General features: G+C 70.5%; 17 protein-coding genes and 1 riboswitch. Of the genes, 4 read left to right on the top strand and 13 right to left on the bottom strand.

Going from position 1 to position 20,377, the window contains the following annotated elements; translation table 11 throughout:
* Nucleotides 1-59 precede the first annotated feature (59 nt).
* Nucleotides 60-1,481 (top strand): short-chain fatty acyl-CoA regulator family protein, encoded by a 1,422-nt coding sequence (locus tag BM013_RS24655; protein ID WP_093130271.1) that lies wholly within the window; start codon nucleotides 60-62, stop codon nucleotides 1,479-1,481.
* On the opposite strand, the gene BM013_RS24650 is transcribed toward BM013_RS24655, so the two are convergent.
* Genes BM013_RS24650 through BM013_RS24630 form a run of 5 tightly spaced genes read right to left on the bottom strand, consistent with a single transcriptional unit; the run spans nucleotide 1,453 to nucleotide 7,370 of the window.
* A complete protein-coding gene (locus BM013_RS24650; RefSeq protein WP_256221660.1) occupies nucleotides 1,453-2,565 on the bottom strand; it encodes an LLM class flavin-dependent oxidoreductase in 1,113 nt (370 codons plus the stop codon). The genes BM013_RS24655 and BM013_RS24650 overlap by 29 nt on opposite strands.
* The gene (locus BM013_RS24645) at nucleotides 2,562-3,338 is read right to left on the bottom strand and encodes an ABC transporter ATP-binding protein (RefSeq protein WP_143098329.1); all 777 of its coding nucleotides are present in this window, start codon (nucleotides 3,336-3,338) and stop codon (nucleotides 2,562-2,564) included. Before BM013_RS24645 ends, BM013_RS24650 begins: the two co-directional genes overlap by 4 nt.
* Nucleotides 3,335-4,327: a FecCD family ABC transporter permease gene (locus BM013_RS24640; protein WP_093130269.1), complete on the bottom strand. Its 993-nt coding sequence runs from the start codon at nucleotides 4,325-4,327 to the stop codon at nucleotides 3,335-3,337. The genes BM013_RS24645 and BM013_RS24640 overlap by 4 nt, the downstream gene beginning before the upstream one ends.
* Nucleotides 4,324-5,196 (bottom strand): ABC transporter substrate-binding protein, encoded by an 873-nt coding sequence (locus BM013_RS24635; RefSeq protein WP_256221659.1) that lies wholly within the window; start codon nucleotides 5,194-5,196, stop codon nucleotides 4,324-4,326. Before BM013_RS24635 ends, BM013_RS24640 begins: the two co-directional genes overlap by 4 nt.
* Before the next feature lie 41 nt (nucleotides 5,197-5,237).
* The gene (locus BM013_RS24630; RefSeq protein ID WP_093130267.1) at nucleotides 5,238-7,370 is read right to left on the bottom strand and encodes a TonB-dependent receptor; all 2,133 of its coding nucleotides are present in this window, start codon (nucleotides 7,368-7,370) and stop codon (nucleotides 5,238-5,240) included.
* A 139-nt stretch (nucleotides 7,371-7,509) separates the two neighbouring features.
* A riboswitch (cobalamin riboswitch) is annotated at nucleotides 7,510-7,780 on the bottom strand.
* 243 nt (nucleotides 7,781-8,023) lie between these two features.
* Here BM013_RS24630 and BM013_RS24625 point away from each other — a divergent pair.
* Nucleotides 8,024-8,731, top strand: coding sequence for a pentapeptide repeat-containing protein (locus BM013_RS24625; RefSeq protein ID WP_256220152.1), 708 nt, complete (start codon nucleotides 8,024-8,026; stop codon nucleotides 8,729-8,731).
* Nucleotides 8,732-8,756: 25 nt separating this feature from the next.
* The gene (gene mrdA, locus BM013_RS24620; RefSeq protein ID WP_093130265.1) at nucleotides 8,757-10,745 is read left to right on the top strand and encodes a penicillin-binding protein 2; all 1,989 of its coding nucleotides are present in this window, start codon (nucleotides 8,757-8,759) and stop codon (nucleotides 10,743-10,745) included.
* Nucleotides 10,746-10,763: 18 nt separating this feature from the next.
* On the opposite strand, the gene BM013_RS24615 is transcribed toward mrdA, so the two are convergent.
* From BM013_RS24615 to BM013_RS24580, 8 genes are all read right to left on the bottom strand, one after another.
* Nucleotides 10,764-11,669, bottom strand: a complete 906-nt coding sequence (locus BM013_RS24615) for a DUF1932 domain-containing protein (protein WP_093130264.1) — start codon at nucleotides 11,667-11,669, stop codon at nucleotides 10,764-10,766.
* 25 nt (nucleotides 11,670-11,694) lie between these two features.
* Nucleotides 11,695-12,576: a metal-dependent hydrolase gene (locus BM013_RS24610; protein ID WP_177206677.1), complete on the bottom strand. Its 882-nt coding sequence runs from the start codon at nucleotides 12,574-12,576 to the stop codon at nucleotides 11,695-11,697.
* Between the two features lie 25 nt (nucleotides 12,577-12,601).
* Nucleotides 12,602-13,609 (bottom strand): Bug family tripartite tricarboxylate transporter substrate binding protein, encoded by a 1,008-nt coding sequence (locus BM013_RS24605; protein ID WP_093130263.1) that lies wholly within the window; start codon nucleotides 13,607-13,609, stop codon nucleotides 12,602-12,604.
* Between the two features lie 124 nt (nucleotides 13,610-13,733).
* Nucleotides 13,734-14,705, bottom strand: coding sequence for a Bug family tripartite tricarboxylate transporter substrate binding protein (locus BM013_RS24600; RefSeq protein ID WP_093130262.1), 972 nt, complete (start codon nucleotides 14,703-14,705; stop codon nucleotides 13,734-13,736).
* A gap of 49 nt (nucleotides 14,706-14,754) precedes the next feature.
* The gene (locus BM013_RS24595; RefSeq protein WP_093130261.1) at nucleotides 14,755-16,062 is read right to left on the bottom strand and encodes a gallate dioxygenase; all 1,308 of its coding nucleotides are present in this window, start codon (nucleotides 16,060-16,062) and stop codon (nucleotides 14,755-14,757) included.
* A 12-nt stretch (nucleotides 16,063-16,074) separates the two neighbouring features.
* Nucleotides 16,075-16,779: a 4-carboxy-4-hydroxy-2-oxoadipate aldolase/oxaloacetate decarboxylase gene (gene ligK / locus BM013_RS24590; RefSeq protein WP_093130260.1), complete on the bottom strand. Its 705-nt coding sequence runs from the start codon at nucleotides 16,777-16,779 to the stop codon at nucleotides 16,075-16,077.
* A gap of 2 nt (nucleotides 16,780-16,781) precedes the next feature.
* Nucleotides 16,782-17,810 carry an amidohydrolase family protein gene (locus BM013_RS24585; RefSeq protein ID WP_093130259.1) on the bottom strand — a complete coding sequence of 343 codons (1,029 nt, stop codon included), beginning with the start codon at nucleotides 17,808-17,810 and terminating at the stop codon, nucleotides 16,782-16,784.
* A gap of 16 nt (nucleotides 17,811-17,826) precedes the next feature.
* A complete protein-coding gene (locus BM013_RS24580; protein ID WP_093130349.1) occupies nucleotides 17,827-18,966 on the bottom strand; it encodes a 4-oxalomesaconate tautomerase in 1,140 nt (379 codons plus the stop codon).
* A 138-nt stretch (nucleotides 18,967-19,104) separates the two neighbouring features.
* Between BM013_RS24580 and BM013_RS24575 the strand changes: the two genes are divergently transcribed.
* On the top strand, nucleotides 19,105-20,376 hold the full coding sequence (locus BM013_RS24575) for a LysR family transcriptional regulator (RefSeq protein WP_093130258.1): 1,272 nt from the start codon (nucleotides 19,105-19,107) through the stop codon (nucleotides 20,374-20,376).
* Nucleotide 20,377: the final 1 nt, after the last annotated feature.

Here is a 20,377-nt window from a genome sequence, read left to right as displayed (position 1 = left end):
CAAATATTGCGAATATTGCAAAGTCCAACTGACCGCCCCTTCTCGCCAGGAACCACACGATGAGCAAGACCTTCATGGGCGTGCGCCTGCGCAAGCTGCGCGCCGAGCGCGGCCTGACGCAGGTGGCGCTGGCCCAGGCGCTCGGCCTGTCGCCCAGCTACCTCAACCAGATCGAGCAGAACCAGCGGCCGCTCACCGTGGCCGTGCTGCTGAAGATCAGCCGCGCGCTCGGCGTCGACGTGCAGCAGTTCTCCGAAGACGAGGAGGCTCGCCTGGTCTCCAGCATGCGCGACGCGCTGGCCGACAACCCCGGCGGCGAGACCGTCGCGTTGCCCGAGCTGCGCGAGGTCGCCTCGCAGATGCCCGCGGTGGCGCGCGCGTTGCTCGCGCTGCACCGGCGCCACCAGGAGGCCATGGAGCGGCTGGAGATGATGGCCGCCGAGTTCGGCGACGGGCGCGGCGAGCTCACGCGCGCGCGCCCCATGCCCTTCGAGGTGGTGCGCGATTTCTTCTTCGCCCACCAGAACCACTTCGAGCCGCTGGACATGGCGGCCGAGCAACTGGCGGGCGAGGCGCGCAGCTACGGCGGCCCCTTGTCCGAATGGCTGCTGCTGCGGCTCATGAAGCAACACGGCGTGCGCGTGGTGCCGACCGACGACGACGCCATCGACAGCCAGCGCCGCTACGACGCCACCAGCCGCGTGCTGCGCCTGTCGGGCAGCCTCGAGCCCGGCCAGCAGGCGTTCCAGCTGGCCACCCAGCTGGCCCTGCTGGAGCAGACGCAGCTGATCGAGTCGCTGGTGGAAGGCGCCGACTTCGGCGACGCCACGGCGCATGCGCTGGCGCGCATCGGCCTGGCCAACTACTTCGCCGGCGCCATGCTGCTGCCCTACGGTCTCTTCCTGAAAGCCGCGGAAACGCTGCGCTACGACATCGACCTGCTGGCGCGCCGCTTCGGCGTGGGCTTCGAGACCATCTGCCACCGGCTGAGCACGCTGCAGCGGCCCGGCGCGCCCGGCGTGCCCTTCTTTCTGATTCGCGTGGACCGCGCCGGCAACATCTCCAAGCGGCAGTCGGCCACGCACTTCCACTTTTCGAAGACCGGCGGCACCTGCCCGCTGTGGAACGTGTACGAGGCCTTCGCGCAGCCCGGGCGCATCCTGCGCCAACTGGCGCGCATGCCCGACGGCCGCACCTACCTGTGGGTGGCGCGCACGGTGTCGCACGGCCAGCGCGGCTTCGCGTCACCGAGCAAGACTTTTTCCATCGGCCTGGGATGCGACATCCGCCACGCCTCGCGGCTCATCTATGCCAAGGGCCTGGACCTGGCCGACCAGGAAGTGCCCACGCCCATCGGCATGGGCTGCAAGGTGTGCGAACGCGTGGCCTGCCCGCAGCGGGCGTTCCCCTTCGTGGGCCGGGCGCTGGACGTGAACGAGAACGAAAGCCGGTTCACGCCGTATGCGGTGGCGGATGCTTAGGGCCTTGGGCCTGGTTCGAATGCATCGCCTGTAACGCGTGTTGCGCCTGTCGCGCCTGTTGCGCCCGTAGCGCCGGCATGGCTTCCTGCGCGAAGAGCCGCATGCCCTCCAGCGCCTCGCCGCTGGCCAGCACGCCGTTGCCATTGAAGACGCAGCGCAACTGCCGCACGCCGGTGCGCGCGACCAGCTGTTCGACCTGCGCCACGCAGTCCTGCGGATCGCCGAGCACGACCTGCTCGCGCAGCACGCGCGCCGCGTCCAGCGGCGGCACCTGTTCGGGCAACACGCCGCGCAGCCGTGCGAAGTGCAGGCGGCGCGCGTACAGCAGCGGCAGCAGCCGGTCGGCCTGCGCCCTGGCGGCTGCCTGCGTCGCGCCGATGCAGACGTAGCGCGAGAGCGACGAGCTCGCCAGCATCCGCGCCTGCCCCTCGCGCCCGCGTTGCGCGAAGGCGGCCTCCACGTGCGCGAGCTGCGCCGTTTCGGGCGGCTCCAGGCTCAGCAGCAGCGGCAAGCCATGCGCCACGGCAAAGCCCATGGTCTCGGCGGTCGAGCCGGCGATGTACAGCGGCGGATGCTGCGGATGCTGTCGTTGCGAGCCCACCGGGCCGACGGTCTGTGCGTCGAAGCGCCACGGCCCCTCGCTGGACGACACGGCCTTGCCGCTCAGCGCGTCGCGCAGCAGCAGGCAGGCGCGCTCGAAGCGCTCGCGCGTGCTGGCGGGGTCGATCTGCAGCGCGCGCAAGGTCGACGCGTCGGTGCCGCGGCCCACGCCCACGTCGAAGCGGCCGTCGCTCTGCAAATCGAGCTGCGCGATCTCCTCGGCCAGCAGCAGCGGATGGTGCAGCGGCAGCACCAGGGCCGAGACGCCCACGCGCAGGCGCTGCGTGCGCGCAAGCAGGGCGGCGGCCAGCAGCATCGGCGAGGGGTAAGGCCCGCCGGCGGGCAGCAGCCGGAATTCATGGAACCACACGCCGTCGAAGCCCAGCCGCTCGGCTTCCTCGAAGAAGGCCAGAAACGCGCGGTGATCGCCGAGCGTCGCTTCGCGCGAGTAGCCGGCCAGGTCGATGCGCAGCGGCGCGTTCATGCCGGCGCCCGCTGACCGGGCACGCCGGTGAAGAAGCGCAGCGCGCCGACCTCGTGCGAGGCAATCGGCGCACCGTACGCCGTGGACAGCAGCGCGGGCGTCAGCACCTGGGCGGGCGTGCCGTGCGCGAGCAGGCGCCCGCCGGAAAGCAGCGCGAGCCGCTCGCACCAGGCGCTGGCCACATGCAGGTCGTGCAGCACCACGACGACCGCGCGCTGCCGCGCCGTTTCGCGCAGCATGGCCATCAGCCGGTGGTGGTGCGGAATGTCGAGGTGCGCCGCCGGCTCGTCCGCCAGCAGCAGCGCGGGGCCGTGCGCCAGCGCGCGCGCCACGCTCACGCGCGCCTTCTCCCCGCCCGACAGCGTGGCGAAGCGGCGCGCGAGCAGCGGTTCGAGCTCGCAGCGTTCGACCAGCTCGGGCGACAGCTCGGCCGCATGGAGCCGCAGCATTTCCGTCACGCTCAGGTCCCAATGGCTCGTGCCCTGCTGCGCCACGTAGCCGATGTGCCGCGCGAACGCGCGTGCCGGCCACTGCGGCAGCGGCCGGCCGCGCAGCAGCACGCGGCCCGACGACAGCGGCATCAGACCCAGCGCGGTGCGCAGCAGCGTCGTCTTGCCCGAGCCGTTCGGGCCGACGATGCCGAGCAGGCCCCGTTCGGGAATCGCCAGGCTCACGCGGTCCAGCAGGAAGCGGTGGCGTCCCACGCCGGTGGAAACGTCGTCGAAGACGAGCGCGTCGCTCACGGCCGTCGCGCCGCCGGTCGCTTCGCTCATGCGCGCCTCCACAGCAGCAGCGCCAGGAAGAACGGTCCGCCGATCAGCGCCGTCAACAGCCCCGCCGGAATCTCGCTGGGCGCCAGCGCGGCACGCGCCACGCCGTCGACCAGCACCATGAGAATGCCGCCGGCCACCGCGCAGGCCGGCACCAGCCGCGCATGCAGCGGCCCGATCCACCAGCGCAGCACGTGCGGCACGATGAGCCCGACAAAGCCGATCAGGCCGCCCCAGCTCACGGCCAGCGCCGTGGCCAGCGAGGCCACCAGCACGGCCCAGGCGGAAAAACGCGGCACGCGCACGCCCATGCTGTGGGCCGTGTCCTCGCCCATGCCCAGTGCGTCGAGTCCGTAGGCCAGCGAGCGCACCAGCAGCACCAGCACGGCGAGCGCCGCGAACAGCGCGGCCACCTCGCCCGGCGTGGGCGTCTGCACGCCGCCCAGCTGCCACGAGATGACGGCACGCAGGTTGGTCGACTCGTCGCCGTACACCATGAGGATCAGGCTGCGCAGCGCCGCCAGGATGGCGGCCAGCGCCACCCCCGCCAGCAGCAGGCGGCCGGCCTGCCATTCGCCGCCGAGCCGCCCCACCAGCAGCACCAGCCAGCTCGCGCCCCACGCGCCCAGGAAGGCCAGCAGCGGCAGGCCGAGCGCCGGCGGCACGATGGCCGGCAGCAACAGCGCAATGGCCGCGCCCACGGCCGCGCCGCTCGCGCTGCCCAGCAGGTAGGGCTCGGCCAGCGGATTGCGGAACACGCCCTGGAACACCAGTCCCGCCAGCGACAGGCAGGCGCCCACGAAAAAGGCCGCCGCCACGCGCGGTGCGCGCCACAGGCGCACCAGCTCCGCGTCGAGCGAGCCGCTGGCGAACCAGCGCGTGGGCCACACCGTGCCGGCGCCGATGCTCAAGGCCAGCGTGACCGCCGCGATGCCCGCCACGCCCAGTACCAGCCACAAGGTGGCGTCAGACACCCGTTTCTTCTCGTTCATGCGAACAGCTCCGGATGCAGGGCCCGCGCGTACTGCTCGACCGCCTCGATCTGCCGCGGCCCGGGTATCAGCTTGTGGCTGCGCTCCAGCACCACCACGCGGCCGCTCTTCACCGCGCGCAGGCTGTGCCAGCCGGGCCGTTCGGCGATCGATGCCGGGTCCTTGGGCACCTGCTGCAGCGAGATGATCACGTCGGGGTCGCGCACGAAGATCGCCTCGGCGCTCACCTGCTGCGAGCCTTGCAGGTCGGCGAACACGTTGCGCCCGCCGGCCCACTGCAGTGCGTCGTTGGCGTAGTGGCCCGTGCCCATGGTCTGGAAGGCGCCGCGCGCGGCGGCGGCCGTCTCGAGGTACACGCTGCGTCGCGGCGCCACGGCCACCGTGCGGGCGACGGCGTTCAGGCGTTCCTCCATGCTTGCGCGCAAGGCCCGCGCGGCGTCGTCCGCCCCGGTGGCGCGGCCCAGCAGGTCGATGTTGCGCAACACCGAAGGCAGGTCCGGGTGCGCCAGCACCACCGACGGCACCTGCACGCGCTCGAAGGCCTCCACCAGGCCCAGCGCCGTGTAGTGCGACGGCGTCACCACCAGCAGGTCGGGCCGGTACGCGGCCACCGCTTCCGCCGAGTAGCCCAGCGAACCGCCGATGCTCGGCTTGGCACGTGCCGACTCGGGCCAGCGCACGCGCCCGCCGATGGCGGCCACGCGGTCTTCCAGGCCCAGTGCCCAGGCCAGCTCGACGTTGCTCGGAAACACCACGACGATGCGCTGCGGCGGCGCCGCGATGCGCACGCGGCGGCCGAGCGCGTCGGTGACCTCGCGCGGGAACCCCTGCGCGGCGAACGCGGGTGAAGCAGCCAAGCCGGAAGTCATGAGCGCCATTCCCGTCAGCATCGTTCGCCGCTTCATCGCGCTCAGAACGTGTAGCTGGCGCGCGCGAAGAAGGTGCGCGGCGCCCCGGCGTTGCCGGCGTCCTGCGCCGAGAGGTCGTCGCCGATGTAGTACTTGTTCGCCAGGTTGTTCACGCCCGCCTGCAGCGTGAGCTGCGGCGTGGCCTTGTAGCTCACCGCCACGTTGGCCAGCAAATAGCCCGGCAGCTTCTGCGGGTTGACCACGTTGTCGCGCAGGTAGCGGCTGCCCACGTAGTTGGCTGTGCCCGACACCGACCAGGGGCCCTGCGCCCAGGTCACGCCGACACCGGCGATGTTGTGCGCCGACATGCGCACGCGGTAGCCGCCGAAGTTGGTGCTGCGCGCGCCGCTGTCGGTGTAGGTCTGGAAGTCCTTCAGGCGCGCGTCCTGCCACGTGTAGTGCAGGTAGCCGTTCCAGTGCTGCGACAGCCGCACCTGCAGCGACGACTCGATGCCCTTCGCGCGCGAGGTCGCGTTGCTGAACACGAACGAGTCGGGCCCGCTGCGGTAGGCGCGCTGGCCGTCGACCTTCTCGGCCTCGAACACGCTGACCTGGTAGGCCCAGCCGTCGTCGGCCGCGCGCCCCTTCACGCCCACTTCCTTGCTGCGCGTGAGCTCGGGGCGAAGAATGTCGGGCACCACCACGTTGTTGCGCGTGTTCAGCGCCACGGCCTGCGGGCGGAAGCCTTCGCTCCAGTTGGCGAACACCGCGTGCGTGGCCGCGGCGTTGCGCGAGAAGGCCCAGTCGGCCCCCAGGCGCGGGCTGGTGCGGCTGCCTTCCTGCGCGGAGACCACGCTGGTGCCCGAGCGGCCCAGCGTCTGCTCGAACTTGTCGTGGCGCAGGCCGGCGGTGATGCCGAACGCGTCCCACTCGAAGCGGTCTTGCACATAGAAGCTGCGCACTTCCTGGTCGAAGCGCGAGTAGGTGGTGGCGCCGCGAATGCCGCGCGGGTCGTTGCGCACGTTGGTCACGGGCACGTCGTAGAACGGGCCGCGGTAGGTCGGTGCGTTGGTGAAGGTGGGCGAGTCGAGGTTCTGCCAGCCGCGCTCGATGTTCACGCCGAACTGCAGCTCGTTGCTCCAGCGCTTGCCGCCGGTGAGCCACGTCACGGCCACGTCGTGGAACACGCCGCGGTCGGAGGTGTCGCTTTCGGAGTAGCCCTTGTTCACGGCCGCGGGCGGCGGCACGATGGTGATGCCCCCGGCAAAGAAGCGGTCGTAGCGCGCGAAGCTGCTCAGGTGGCTGAGCGACCAGCCGCCGCCGAAGTCGACCTTGTTCTTCCACGCGATCGACTGGTAGTCGCCCACCACGTAAGAGTCGGGAATGCCGTAGTTGTCGCGCGAGGTGATGCCGAACATCGGCTTGCCGTTCTGCAGCGGCACGATGGAGCCGCGGTCGCCGCGCACGTGCGAGTCGTAGATCTGCAAGCCCGTGGTCCAGTTGTTCGTGACGGCGAAGTCGCCGCCGAGCACGGCCGCCGCCTGCGCCCGGCCCGCGTCGCGCTGGAAGCCCTTGTAGTCGTTGTTGGCCGCGCCGATGTACAGGTTGCCGCGCTCGAAGTCCCAGCGGTAGCGCACGCTGGCGTCGGTGCGCCCGAAGCTGCCCAGCGTGGTGGTCACGGTGCCGCCCGCGCGCTCGGGCTTCATGAAGAACTGCGCCACGCCGCCGATGGCGTTCTTGCCGTAGAGCGCCGAGGCCGGGCCCTTGATGAACTCGACGCGATCGACCAGGTCGGGCGCGATCAGCGTGATGTCGGCGTTGCCCTGGAGCTGGCGCAGCGGCACGCCGTCGATCAGCACCAGCACGTCCTGCGTGTCGCGCAGGCCGCGCGTCTCGAAGCGCGTGTAGTAGTTGCCCTGCGTGCCGAACTGCAGGCCCGGCACGGTGCGCAGCGTGTCCTCCAGCGTGACCGCGCCCACGGCGTCCATCTGGGCGCGGTCCACCGAATAGGTGGTGAACGGAATGCGCAGCGGGTCGGCCTCCAGCCGGGTGGCCGTCGAGATGGTCTTCTTCTCGTTGACGGTCAGCGTCGGCAGTGCGCCGGACGAGGCGGCCTCCTGGGCCGAGGCGCCGGACATGGCCAGCAGCAGGCCCACGCCGAACAGGGGAGTGGGACGGGTCGAAATCTTGCGCATGCGTTGTTCCTTTGGCCCGCACGCCCGCGGACCGTTCAAAGACCCGAACGCTGCGGCAATGGGTTGCACGGCGCCGGAGGAACACGCACGCATGAAGGTACGCAACACAGCCGGCCCGGACAAACGCACTCCCGCAGCGTCCGAAGGCGATCGCGTGGGCCGGTATCCGGGCTCGTGGGGTGCGTCGATGGCGCAAGCGCATCGGCGCGGAAACCGCCGCCTTCCCACGTCCGAGGACGCAGTGGCTGCACATGCCCGCGGGCATGCGCCAGAAGTTTCCAGACCCACTGACCGTTGCGGGGGCAGCGCAGGACTTGCGCACCGTACGTCGCGATGCGTTTCACCTGCTTCCCGTTTAACTCCTGTGCGGCATGCGCCGCAAAAAGAGCACCCTCTGATCGTTGGAATTCGATGGCGATAAGTAAAAATACCGCACCGAATGCGCGCGATTATAGAAAGCGCTCCCGTGCGGGTCGACGCATTTGCGCTACAGAAGACCGCTTTTCGCGACGAAACACGGGAACTCTGGCGGCGCATCGGGTTCAACAGCGGTTGACCTCTCGTTCACGACCGGGGGAATGCACCTCCGTACACCCGTACACGCCCCGCACCCGTCCACGCCCGCAGGCGTCGGCGACCTTGTCCACAGACCCATGAACGACGCTTCGAGCACTCCTTCCCTTTTTCCGATGTCCGGCGAGACCCTCGACCGTACCCACCTGAAGCGCCTGATCGCCGAAGCCGCCGCCCCGCTGCAGTTCGAGCAATGCGACTTCGACGGCGCCGACCTGTCCGAGCTCGACCTGCGCCGCGCGCAGTTCACCGGCTGCAGCTTCGCCGAGGCCAACTTCAAGAAGGCCCAGTTGGCCGACACGCAATGGACCTCCTGCCGGGCGCGCCAGGCCGACTTTCACCTGGCCGACCTGACCGACGCGCGCTTCGTCGCCTGCGACCTCAACAACACCGGCTGGCACCGCGCCAAGCTCTCGGCCACGCGCTTCTCCGAGGTGAAGCTCACCGGCGCGCACTTCCACGAGGCGCAGGTGCTCGGCATCGGTTTTCACGATTCGCTGCTCGCCGGTGCCGACCTGCGCGGCATGTCGTTTCGCAAGCAGACCATCGAGCGGCTCGACCTGCGCGACGCGGACCTCGCGGGCTGCGACTTCCGCGACGCGGTGTTCGAAGGCGGCAGCCTGCGCGACGCGAACCTGAAGAACGCGCGCTTCGACGGCGCCGACCTGCGCTCGGTCGACCTCGGCGGCCTGCGCATCGCGCACGTGTCGCAGCTCTTCAAGGGCGCGATCATTTCCTCCGACCAGGCCGCCGCGCTGATCGGCGAACTCGGCCTGCGGGTGCTGTGAGCACGAAAGGCATTGCTGCGTACCGATGAACCATGAAATCCGCGACACCGCCGCCGAACTCGCGCGCTTTCGCCGCCGCCTGCTGGTCATTGCCTGCGTGGTGCTGTTCGGCTTCGCGCTGATCGGCGCCCGCCTGGCCGTGCTGCAGGTCGTGCGCCACGACGACCTGGCCGAACGCGCCGAGAGCAACCGCACCGCCATCGTTCCCATCGTGCCCAACCGCGGGCTGATCCTCGACCGCAACGGCGTGGTGCTTGCCTCGAACTACGCGGCCTATACGCTGGAGATCACGCCCTCGAAGGCGGGCGACGTCAACGCCGCCATCGACGAGCTCGGCGACCTGGTGGAGGTCACGCCGCGCGACCGCCGCCGTTTCCAGCGCCTGCGCGAGGACTCGCGCAGCTTCGACTCCATTCCGATCCGCACGCGCCTGAGCGACGAGGAGGTGGCGCGCTTCGCCGCGCACCGCTATCGCTTCCCGGGCGTGGAGATCAAGGCGCGGCTGTTCCGCAACTACCCGCACGGCGAGACGGCCGCGCACGTCATCGGCTACATCGGCCGCATCAACCAGCGCGAGAAGACCGCGATGGACGACTGGCAGGAAGAAGACCGCGCCAACTACCGCGGCACCGACTACATCGGCAAGCTCGGCATCGAGCAGAGCTACGAGAAGGTGCTGCACGGCGAGACCGGCGTCGAGCAGATGGAAACCTCGGCCGGCGGACGCGCGGTGCGCCGCCTGGCGCGCCACCCGGCGGTACCGGGCCAGACGGTGATGCTGTCGCTGGACATCAAGCTGCAGAAGCTGGTGGAAGACATGTTCGGCGAGCGGCGCGGCGCGCTGGTGGCCATCGACCCGAAGAGCGGCGAGGTGCTGGCCTTCGTGAGCAAGCCCACGTTCGACCCGAACCTGTTCGTCGAGGGCATCGACGTGGAGAGCTGGAAGGCGCTGAGCGAATCGATCGACAACCCGCTGCTCAACCGCGCGCTGCGCGGCACCTACCCGCCGGGCTCGACCTACAAGCCCTTCATGGCACTGGCCGCGCTGCAGACCGGCAAGCGCGCCGCCAACGTGGTGGAGAACGACCCGGGCTACTACAACTTCGGCGGGCGCACCTTCCGCAGCCACCGCGGCGGGCTGGGCGGCGTCGACATGCACCGGGCCATCCAGTATTCGAGCAACACGTATTTCTATTCGCTCGCCACCGAGATGGGCGTCGACCTGATCCACGACTTCATGGCGCCGCTGGGTTTCGGCCAGGCCACCGGCATCGACCTGATCGGCGAGGTGCGCGGCGTGCTGCCCAGCACCGCCTGGAAGCGCCAGGCCTACCGCCGCGCCGAGATGAAGAAATGGCATCCGGGGGAGACCATCTCGCTGGGCATCGGGCAGGGCTACAACAGCTTCACCATGCTGCAGCTCGCCTCGGCCAACGCCACGCTGGCCAACGCCGGCGTGCGCTACCAGCCGCACCTGGTGCGCGCCATCAGGGACACCGTCAGCGGCGAGGTCGTGCAGCAGGTGCAGCCGCCGGCGCAGGACCTGGGCTATGCGCGCAGGAACGTCGACGTGGTGCGCAACGCCATGGTCGCGGTCACGCAGGGCGGCACGGGCACGCGCGTGTTCGCCGGCGCCGCCTACGCCTCGGCCGGCAAGACCGGCACCGCGCAGGCCGTGAGCCTGAGCCCGAAGGCGCGCGCCAGCGGCAAGGCGCTCGATGCGCGCCAGCGCGACCACGCGCTGTACATGGCGTTCGCGCCGGCCGAAAACCCGACGATCGCCGTGGCGGCCATCGTGGAGAACGCGGGCTTCGGCGCGGCGCATGCGGCGCCGATCGTGCGCCGCGTGTTCGACTACTGGATTGCGGGGCAATACCCCAACGACACCGACATGGCGGCGGTGAAGACAGGCACCGCGGGCGCGCCGATCGGCACGCCGCTGGTGGCCAGCGAAGTGCCGCTGGCCGAAGACCGCGCGGAGGCTGCGGCGGACGAGGAAGCTGCAGCGCTGTAGGAAGGCACGGCGCGCAGGCTACGCGTCCTTGCTGTCCTTCCCGATGAGCCGGTCCGCGTAGTCCTCCCACGCGCTCTTGCCGCCCAGCCCTTCGAAGACGCCGTCGCGCGCCTGTTGCGCGACCCAGTCCTGCCTGGCCGCGATGCCCGCGGTCATGAGCGGCTCGAAGCCGGCCTCGCGCACGGTCTGCGCCGCCTCGCGCATTTCTTCCGCGCGCCGCCGGCCGTGCTGTACCACGCGGCTGAAGAAGTAGGCGCCTTGCTGCGGCCAGTCGATCTGCGGAAAGGTCTCCTTCAGCGTGGCGAGCATCTGCGCCTCCACGCCGTAGCGGCGCGCGGTGGTGAAGCTCTCGATCACCAGCGCCTCCAGCCCCTTGATCATGATGCTGCGGCTCATCTTGATGGCCGACGCCACGCCCAGCGTCTCGCTCACCGCCTTCGCGTCCATGCCCCAGCCGTTGAGCGTGGCCGCCAGTGCCTCGGCCTGCGCGCCGCCCAGCAGCGTCGGCACGCGGATGCCGTAGGGCGGCACCGAGGTCATCACGCCGGCTTCGACGTAGTCCACACCGGCGGCGCGCAAGGCCTCGGCCGCGCGCTGCTTGGTGCCGGGCGATGCGGAGTTGAGGTCGAGAAAACGCGTGCCCGTGCGTGCATGCCGCGCAGCCTCTTCGGCCACCGCGAAGGTCTGCGATGCGGTCACGGCGGAGATCATCAGGTCGGCCTCGGCGCAGAGTGCCGCCATGCTGGCCGCGGCAATCACGCCGTTAGTGTCTTCGGCCGTGCGCCTGGCCGCGGCACCGTTGGCAGCGTCTGCAAAGCGCAGGTCCCAGGCCACGATGCGGTCGATGCCGGGCTTGCCTGGCAGTCCGCGGCCGAAGATGCCGCCGACCTCGCCGTAGCCGATCAGCCCCAGAGTGAGTCCCATGGTGCGGTCCTTGTCGAAAACTTTGTCAAAACGAGGCGCTCTCGCCGGGCTCGAGCGCCAGCACGCGCGTGGCGCTGCTGCCGAGCGCGCGCATGTACTGCTCGGGCGTGCCCTTGCCCAGCGGGTTCGCGCCGTAGTGCATCGGAATCACGAAGCGCGGCTTGAGCCACTCGCGCGTGACGAAGGCGGCATCGTCGGGGCCCATGGTGAAGTGCCCGCCGATGGGCATCAGCACCAGGTCGGGCTTGTAGTAGCTCGCGATGAAGGCCATGTCCGCGAACGGGCCCGTGTCGCCCATGTGGTAGATGCGAAAACCGTTCTCCAGCTCGATGATGAAGCCCACCGGCTCGCCGCCCGGGTGCGCCTCGTCCTTGCCGGTGGCGGGGTTCTTCCACACGATGACCGACGAGTGCTCCGCGTGCACCGCCGTCACCTTGATGCCGGGCGCCGGCGTGACCGTGCCGCCCTTGTTGAAGCGCGGCGCCAGCGCCGGCGGCAGGATGCCGAGCAGGCCGACCGTCTGGTTCATGTCGCCGGGCCCGTACATCGGCACCTGGTTGAGCAGCGCCAGTGCCGGTGCGTCCGCGAAGTGGTCGAGGTGGCCGTGCGTGACCAGCAGCACGTCGACCTTGCCCAGCGCCTCCAGGTTCTTGTACTTCGGCGGCGTCAGCGGGTTCTGCTTGAGCCACGGGTCGGTCACGATCACCTTGCCGCTGGGCGTGGTGATGCGAAAGGCCGACTGGCCGAGCCAGAGCACTTCGGTCTTGCCGGCGGCGGCCGGTGCCGTCGTCGCTGTTGTTGCTGTTGTTGTCGTCGTGTTCGACGTTGCCGCCGTCGTGCACGCGACGCAGGCCAGCACCGCGGCCGTCGTCGCCGCCATCGTCAGCAGGCGCTTGAATCCTGTCATTCCCATGGTCTCCTGCGGGCTGCGTTCAATCGACGGTGACGTGTGCGGTCTTGATGACGCGGTCCCAGCGCACCATCTCGCTCGCGATCAGGTCGCCGAAGGCCTTGGGGCTCGTGGGCGTGGGTTCGGCGCCTTCTGCGCCCAGGCGCATCTTGACCTCGGCCGAGTCCAGCGAGCGGTTGATCTGCTGGTTGAGCGCCGCGACCACCGCCGCCGGCGTGCCCGCGGGCGCCACCAGGCCGTACCACTGGTCGGCCTCGAAGCCCTTGGTGCCGGCGACGCCGCTCTCGGCCACGGTCGGCACGTCGGGCAGCAACGCGATGCGGTGCGGGCTCGACACCGCGATCGCGCGCAGCTTGCCGGCCTTGATGTGCGGCATCAGCGCGGGCGCGCCCGTGAAGAGCACCTGCAGCTGGCCCGCGAGCAGGTCGTTCACCGCCGGTGCCGTGCCGCGGTAGGGAATGTGCAGGAACGAGGTGCCGGTCTGCAGCTTCAGGTATTCCATGGTGATGTGCGCCGCGCTGCCGTTGCCGCCCGAGCCGAAGGCCATCTGCCCCGGCCTGGCCTTGGCCAGCGCGATGAGTTCGGGCAGCGTGCGTGCCGGCACCGACGCATGCACCACCAGCACGTTGGGCACGCGCGCCACCCACGCCACCGGGGTGAAGCTGCGCAGCGGGTGGTAGTCGAGCTTGGGGTACAGCGACGGGTTGATGGCCAGCGTGCCGATGTGGCCCATCAGCAGCGTGTAGCCGTCGGCCGGCGACTTCGAGGCCTTGTCCGCGCCGACCGAGCCGCCGGCGCCGGGCACGTTGTCGACCACCACGGCCTGGCTGAACGCACGGCCCAGCTCCTGGCCGATGGCGCGCGCCAGCAGGTCGGTCGAGCCGCCGGGCGTGAAGGGCGCAATGATGTGCACGGGCCGCGCGGGGTAGGCCTGCGCGAAGGCAAGGTTCGCCGTGGTCAGGCCGAATGCGCCGCCCGCACCGAGGGTGGCTGCGAGGCAGGCCTGCCGGCGCGTGATGCCTGGGGTCATGGGGTGTGTCTCCTGCGTTCTTCGGATTCGTCTTGCGTCGTTGGTCGCGCGGTCTGCCACGCGGTCTGCCACGCGGTCTTTCGCGCGGCAAGTTGCGCGGCAAGTTGTGCGGCAGGTTGTGCGCTCAGTCGGGCTTGATGCCCGCTTCGCGGATCAGCTTGCCGTAGCGCGCCGCATCGCTCTTCAGCAGCTTGGCGAACTGCTCGGGCGGGCCGGGCAGCGTGACGCCGCCGGCCGCGGCGAGCTGCTCGCGCACTTCCTTCGACTCGAGCGCCTTCTGCACGGCGTTGTGCAAGGCCGCCAGCACCGGCTTGGGCGTGCCTGCGGGCGCGACGAAGCCGTACCACACGCTGGCCTCGAAGCCCGGGTAGCCCGACTCCGCCACAGTCGGCACGCCGGGCAGCACGGCGGAGCGGTCGGCGCTCATCACCGCCAGCACGCGCAGCTTGCCGGCCTTGACCAGCGGCAACACCTCGAGCGCGTTGACCGCGACCACGTCCACATGGCCGCCGAGCACGTCGGTGATGGCCTGCGCGCCGCCCTTGTAGGGCACGTGGCTCAGCTTCAGGCCGGCGGTGTGCTGGAACAGCTCCATCGCCAGGTGCGGCGTCGAGCCGTTGCCCGGCGTGGCGACCGTCAGGCCGCCCGGCTTGGCCTTGGCGGCGGCCACCAGGTCGGCCACCGTCTTGATGGCCGATTCCTCGCGCACCGTGAACACCACGGGCACGCGCCCGACCATCGTCACCGGCGTGAGGTCGTGGTCCAGGTCGTAGGGGGCGGGCTGGAACAGCGACGGGTTCACCGCCAGCGCATTGGCCGCCAGCAGCAGCGTGTAGCCGTCGGGCGCGGCGGTGGTCAGCGCCTTCACCGCGATGTTGGTGCCCGCGCCGGGCTTGTTCTCGACGATCACCGACTGGCCCAGCGTGGCCGCCATGCGCTGGCCGACCGAACGCGCGATGGCGTCGACCGCGCCGCCGGCGCTGTAGCCCACGAGGATCTTCACGGGCTTGGACGGGTAGGCGTCTGCCGCGGCGGCGTTGCCGACGGCGAGCAGCGCGGCGAGGGCGCACGCGACGGTGCGAAAAATCTGCTTCATGGTCTGTTCCTGGGTTAGCTGGTTAGCTGGTTATCTGTGCGTGCGGTTCTCAGCGGGCGGGCGGCGGCGTCGGGGCCGCGTCCCATGCCTGCGGCGCGGCGTCCTTGCCGGCCACCGAATACAGCGCGCCGGGCGCGTTGCGGGTCTGCTGGAAGGCTTCCAGCGTCTGGCCGCGCATGGCGGCGTAGATGTGAAGGTTCGACACGCCCACCACCGCGCCGAGCTTCTCCAGCATGAAGAAGATCACGCCGTACCGGATGAGCCCGCGCCAGTCGCGGCGGCGCAGCAGGTCGCGCTCCTGTTCGGTGAGCGCCGCCGCCTCGAACGCGGATTCCTCGTCGGCCATGAAGGCCGCGCGGTGCGCGGGGCGCGTCATGCCGTGCAGGAACTTGTTCAGCCGGTAGGCGCGCACGCTGGTGGCCAGCGTGAAGGGGTAGGTGCCTTCCAGCGCCTCGATGCCGGCGAGCTGCTCGTCCATGTGGCGGCGGTGGCGCTGCACCTCGCTCGCAATGGGCGCGCTCGCCAGGTTCTCGTAGACGGCCGTGGCAATGCCGGTCATCGAGGGCAGGTAGTAGCTCTGGTGCGTCTTGCGGATGTTCGAGGACAGCGCGCCGCGCATCACCAGCCACATGATCACTTCCGCGCCCTCGGCGCCGCCCAGCGTGGCGAGCTCGGCCTGCGTCATCTCGGTGAGGCGCACCGGGTCGTTCTCGATCAGGTCGAGAAACTGCGCGTCCCAGCCGGTGTTGTTGAAGCCCGCGCGCTCGCCGTGCACCTGGTGCGACAGCCCGCCGGTGGCCACGATGGCCACCTTCAGGTCTTCGGGGTAGCTCTCGATCGCGCGGCGCAGCGCCTGCCCGAGCCGCCAGCAGCGGCGCGCCGACGGCACCGGCGACTGCAGCACGCCCACCTGCAGCGGGATCACCGGCACCGGCCATGCGGGCTCGTGCGCGCACAGCAGCGACAGCGGCGAGAACACGCCGTGGTCGAGCGCGCGGTCCTGGAAGAACGACATGTCGAACTCGTCCGCCACCAGCGAGCGCCCGATGTGCTGCGCGAGCGCGGGGTGGCCGGCCAGCGCCGGCAGGTCGCGCGCGCCACCGCCTTCGTCGGCCACCGCATGCTGCTCGCCCACGCCCAGCGTGAAGGCCGAGTAGTGGTCGAAGAAGAACGAGCTGACGTGGTCGTTGTAGATGAAGAACAGCGCGTCGGGCTTGTGGTCTGCGAGCCAGCGGCGGGCCGGCTCGAAGGCCTCGAAGATGGGCGCCCACACGGGGTCCTGCTGCTTGTTCCTGTCGTACGCGAAGCCGATGGTGGGCGTGTGCGAACACGCGACGGCGCCGATGATGCGAGCCATGGCCTGCCTGCCTCAGTCGATGTAGCGCAGCCCGGCCTTGGCCAGCGGCTCGCGCATTGCGTACATGTCCAGGCCCAGCACGCCGGAGGCCAGCTTCTGGCGCTTGGCGTGCTCGTTGTCTTCGCGCGCCTGCGCCGCCTCGGCCACCTGCTGCGCCATGTGGGCGGGCACCACCACCACGCCGTCGACGTCGGCCACGACCACGTCGCCCGGGTTCACCAGCGCGCCGGCGCACACCACGGGCACGTTCACCGAACCCAGCGTGGCCTTGATCGTTCCCTTGGCGTGAATGGCGCGGCTGAACACCGGGAAGTTCATCTCGGTCAGGTCGCGCACGTCGCGCACGCCGCCGTCGATCACCAGGCCACGGCAGCCGCGCGACAGGAACGAGGTGGCCAGCAGGTCGCCGAAGAAGCCGTCGGTGCTGTCGGCCGTGCAGGCCGCCACCACCACGTCGCCGGGCTGGATCTGCTCGGCGGCCACATGCATCATCCAGTTGTCGCCCGGCTGCAGCAGCACGGTGACGGCCGGGCCGCAGCAGCGCGCCAGCGGGTAGATCGGGCGGATGCGCGGCTGCATCAGGCCCAGGCGGCCCATGGCCTCGTGCACGGTCGACACGCCGTGGCGCGACAGCAGCTCGACGGCGGCCGGGTCGGCGCGCCGGATGTTGCGGTGAACGACGCCCAGCGCCTGGAAGTGGGGTTGCGGTGCGGTCATGGTCAGAGTCCCCTGGCGGTGAGTGCGCGGTCCAGCCGCGGGTACACGCGGCGCGCGTTGCCTTCGTAGATCTGGTGGCGCGCCCTGGCGTCCAGCGTGGTGGCCGCGTCGATGTAGCGGCGCGTGTCGTCGTAGGGGAAGCCGGTCTCGGGGTCGATGCCGCGCACCGCGCCGATCATCTCGCTCGCAAAGAGGATGTTGTCCACCGGGATCACGCGCGTCAGCAGGTCGATGCCCGGCTGGTGGTACACGCAGGTGTCGAAGAAGATGTTGTTCAGCAGGTGGTCTTTCAAAAGCGGCTTCTTCATCTCCTGCGCCAGGCCGCGGAAACGCCCCCAGTGGTAGGGCACCGCGCCGCCGCCGTGCGGAATGACGAAGCGCAGCGTCGGGAAGTCCGTGAACAGGTCGGAGGTCAGGCACTGCATGAAGGCGGTGGTGTCCGCATTGAGGTAGTGCGCGCCGGTGGTGTGGAAGCAGTCGTTGCAGCTGGTGCTCACGTGCACCATGGCCGGGATGTCGTGCTCGACCATCTTTTCGTACAGCGGATACCACTGGCGGTCCGACAGCGGCGGCGAGGTCCAGTGGCCGCCCGAAGGGTCGGGGTTCAGGTTGATGCCGACGAAGCCGTAGTCCTTCACGCAGCGCTCCAGCTCGGGAATGCAGCTGCGCGGGTCCACGCCCGGCGACTGCGGCAGCATGGCCGCGCCGGCGAAGTGCGCGGGAAACATCTGCGCCACGCGGTGGCACAGCTCGTTGCAGATGGCGGCCCAGGTCGCGCTGGTCTCGAAGTTGCCGATGTGGTGCGCCATGAAGCTGGCGCGCGGCGAGAAGATGGTCAGGTCGCTGCCGCGCTCGCGCATCTTGTGCAGCTGGTTCTGCTCGATGGACTCGCGCAGCTCGTCGTCGCTGATGTGCAGCGACGCGGCGGTGGGCGCTTCGGCGGGGTTGCCGAGGCTGGCGATCTGGCGCTTGCGCCATGCTTCCAGCGCCGCGGGCGCGGTGGTGTAGTGGCCGTGGCAGTCGATGATCACGGGGTCTCCGTTCGGGTCAAGGGTGGGATGAGGGTGCGAGCGGCACCAGCACGTGGCCGCGGAACAGCGGCCGCGCGGTGCGCAGCAATGCGGCGCCTGCAATGGCGCGACCGGTGTCGTCCATCAGCAGGCGCACGGTGAATTCGCCGGTGGGGTGCTCCACCGACAGGTCGTGCACGCGGCGTTCGGCGCCGGCATCCGCAGCGACGGTGAACAGCCCGTCCATCACGGAACCCGGCACCACGCAGGCCGAGGCCACCGACACCGCGCCCAACACGCCGATGGCGTCATGGCACTTGCGCGGAATGAAGGTGCGCGTGTTCATTGCGCCGCCGGCCAGTGCGCGCGACAGCAGCGTCATCTTGGGCACCACCTTGGCGCTCACGTCGCCCAGGCCCATGCGCTGGCCGGCCTGCAGGCGGATCGATTCGACGCGCGCCTTCAGCTCGGCATCGGCGTCGAGCGCGGCCGGTGTCTCGCTGCCGCTCACGCCGAGGTCCACCGCGTGCATCAGCACCACGGGCATGCCGTTGTCGATGCAGGTGACGTCGATGCCGTCGATGCGGTCGCGCGCCTGGCCCGTGGGCAGCAGCGCGCCGCAGCTCGAGCCCAGGATGTCGGAGAAGCGCAGCTCCACCGGCGCGCCGTGCCCCGGCACGCCGCTGATGGCGGTGTCGCCGCTGTAGCGCACACGGCCGCCGGGCGTCTGCACCACGGCGTCGCAGTACGAGGCCGTGTTGACCATGCGGATGCGCACCACCGACTGGCCGTCCTGCGCCTGCACCAGGCCTTCGTCGAGCGCGAACGGGCCGACCGCCGAGAGGATGTTGCCGCAGGTTGGCGCGTAGTCCACGCGCGACTCGGTCGCCACGACCTGGCCGAACAGGTAGTCGATGTCGGCGCGCGGATCGGCGGAGGGCGAGACGATCGCGACCTTGGTGGTCAGCGGGTTTCCGCCGCCGATGCCGTCGATCTGCCGCGCGTCGGGGTGGCCCATGGCCGCGAGGATCACGGCGTCGCGCGCGGCCGGGTCCGCGGGCAGGTCCTTGGCGTGGAAGAAGGCGGCCTTCGACGTGCCGCCGCGCATCAGCACGCAGGGCAGCGATTGCAGATCGGAAAACGAGTCTGCAGCGGGTTCAGGGGGTTCGGCAGGCATGCGGAAAGTGTGGACGCAGCGCGCCGCGAGCGGGTTGAGTTCCGCTTGCACTGCGTTCTCATTTATTTATTGATCTCGGGTTAACCCTTGGTGTGAAAGAGAGGCCTTGCATCTTCCTGTGCTTGGCAGAATCACTGCATGCCTGCAAAGAAACTTATCGATGCCGAAGCGCCCGCGGGCGGCGGCACGGCGCTGCAGATCAACCTGCGGCACCTGCAGGCCTTCTCGGCCGTGGCCGCCACGGGCAGCGTCACGCAGGCGGCGGAGGTGCTGTTCCGCGTGGCGTCGGCGGTGACGCGCGCGGTGGCCGAGCTGGAGTCCAGCCTTGGCGTGTCGCTGTTCGAGCGCAAGGCACGCGGCATGCTGATGAATGTGTACGGCGAGGCGGTGCGCGTGCGCGCGCAGCGCGTGGAGCAGGAGTTTGCCGCGGCCTGCCAGGAGCTGGCGGCGGGCGACATCGGGGCCGCACGGCAGCCGGTCGAGGCGCGCAGCCTGCTGGCGTCGATGTTCAGCGGACGCCGCCTGGCGCTGTTCGCCAGCCTCTCGGAACTGCACAACATGCCCGCGGTGGCCGCCGCCTTCGGCGTGACGCAGCCGGCCATCAGCGCGCTGGTGCGCGAACTCGAGGCGCGCACCGGCCGCACCCTGTTCACGCGCTCGGCGCGCGGCGTCACGCCCACGCGCGCGGGCAGCCAGCTGGCGTTTCGCTGCAAGCGCGCGCTGGCCGAGCTGCGCAGCATCGCGTCGGACCTCGCGGCGCTGCGCGGCGCGGTCGAAGGCCGCGTGACGGTCGGCGCGCTGCCGCTGTCGCGCACGCTGATCCTGCCTTCGGCCATCGCGGCGCTGGTGGCGCGGCATCCGCGGCTGCATGTGAGCACGGTCGAGAGCCCGTACGAGGCGCTGGCCGCCGCGCTGCGCAGCGGCGACATCGACTTCATCATCGGCGCGCTGCGCCCGCCCGAGGACGCGAAAGACCTGCTGCAGGAGCCGCTGTTCGAAGACCGCATCTCGCTCATCGTGCGCGCGGGGCATCCGCTGGCGATGCGTCCGCGCGTCGGCCGGGCGGCGCTGCAGCGCGCGCAGTGGGTGCTGTCGCGGCCGGGCTCGCCCTCGCGCGAACTGCTGGTGCGCGCTTTCCGCGAGGCGGGCGACGCGGCGCCCGTGCCGGCGGTGGAAACCGGCGACCTGGCATTGCTGCGCGGCCTGCTGCTGCAGAGCGACATGGTCACCGCCATCTCGGCGCACCAGCTGCGCTACGAGATCGAGACCGGTGCGCTCGTGGTGCTGCCCTATCCGCTGGAGAGCACGCGCCGGCGCATCGGCCTCACGCAGCGCAGGAACGCGCTGCCGTCGCCGGCCGCCAAGGCGCTGATCGATGCGGTGCGGCAGGTGGTGGCCGCGCGGATGTAGA

The sequence above is a fragment of the Variovorax sp. OK605 genome (assembly GCF_900115445.1).
In the GTDB taxonomy this organism is placed as follows: domain Bacteria; phylum Pseudomonadota; class Gammaproteobacteria; order Burkholderiales; family Burkholderiaceae_C; genus Variovorax.
The sequence above is the reverse complement of the archived record's forward strand: the minus strand, read 5'-3'. Positions and strand labels throughout refer to the sequence as shown.

Coding starts and splice junctions, on each gene's coding strand:
- BM013_RS24580 (WP_093130349.1), bottom strand. CDS start 18,966: ATGCCTGCCGAACCCCCTGAACCCGCTGCAGACTCGTTTTCCGATCTG.
- BM013_RS24635 (WP_256221659.1), bottom strand. CDS start 5,196: ATGACTTCCGGCTTGGCTGCTTCACCCGCGTTCGCCGCGCAGGGGTTC.
- BM013_RS24600 (WP_093130262.1), bottom strand. CDS start 14,705: ATGAAGCAGATTTTTCGCACCGTCGCGTGCGCCCTCGCCGCGCTGCTC.
- BM013_RS24595 (WP_093130261.1), bottom strand. CDS start 16,062: ATGGCTCGCATCATCGGCGCCGTCGCGTGTTCGCACACGCCCACCATC.
- BM013_RS24655 (WP_093130271.1), top strand. CDS start 60: ATGAGCAAGACCTTCATGGGCGTGCGCCTGCGCAAGCTGCGCGCCGAG.
- BM013_RS24630 (WP_093130267.1), bottom strand. CDS start 7,370: ATGCGCAAGATTTCGACCCGTCCCACTCCCCTGTTCGGCGTGGGCCTG.
- BM013_RS24625 (WP_256220152.1), top strand. CDS start 8,024: ATGAACGACGCTTCGAGCACTCCTTCCCTTTTTCCGATGTCCGGCGAG.
- mrdA (WP_093130265.1), top strand. CDS start 8,757: ATGAACCATGAAATCCGCGACACCGCCGCCGAACTCGCGCGCTTTCGC.
- ligK (WP_093130260.1), bottom strand. CDS start 16,779: ATGACCGCACCGCAACCCCACTTCCAGGCGCTGGGCGTCGTTCACCGC.
- BM013_RS24615 (WP_093130264.1), bottom strand. CDS start 11,669: ATGGGACTCACTCTGGGGCTGATCGGCTACGGCGAGGTCGGCGGCATC.
- BM013_RS24645 (WP_143098329.1), bottom strand. CDS start 3,338: ATGAGCGAAGCGACCGGCGGCGCGACGGCCGTGAGCGACGCGCTCGTC.
- BM013_RS24650 (WP_256221660.1), bottom strand. CDS start 2,565: ATGAACGCGCCGCTGCGCATCGACCTGGCCGGCTACTCGCGCGAAGCG.
- BM013_RS24575 (WP_093130258.1), top strand. CDS start 19,105: ATGCCTGCAAAGAAACTTATCGATGCCGAAGCGCCCGCGGGCGGCGGC.
- BM013_RS24605 (WP_093130263.1), bottom strand. CDS start 13,609: ATGACCCCAGGCATCACGCGCCGGCAGGCCTGCCTCGCAGCCACCCTC.
- BM013_RS24640 (WP_093130269.1), bottom strand. CDS start 4,327: ATGAACGAGAAGAAACGGGTGTCTGACGCCACCTTGTGGCTGGTACTG.
- BM013_RS24610 (WP_177206677.1), bottom strand. CDS start 12,576: ATGACAGGATTCAAGCGCCTGCTGACGATGGCGGCGACGACGGCCGCG.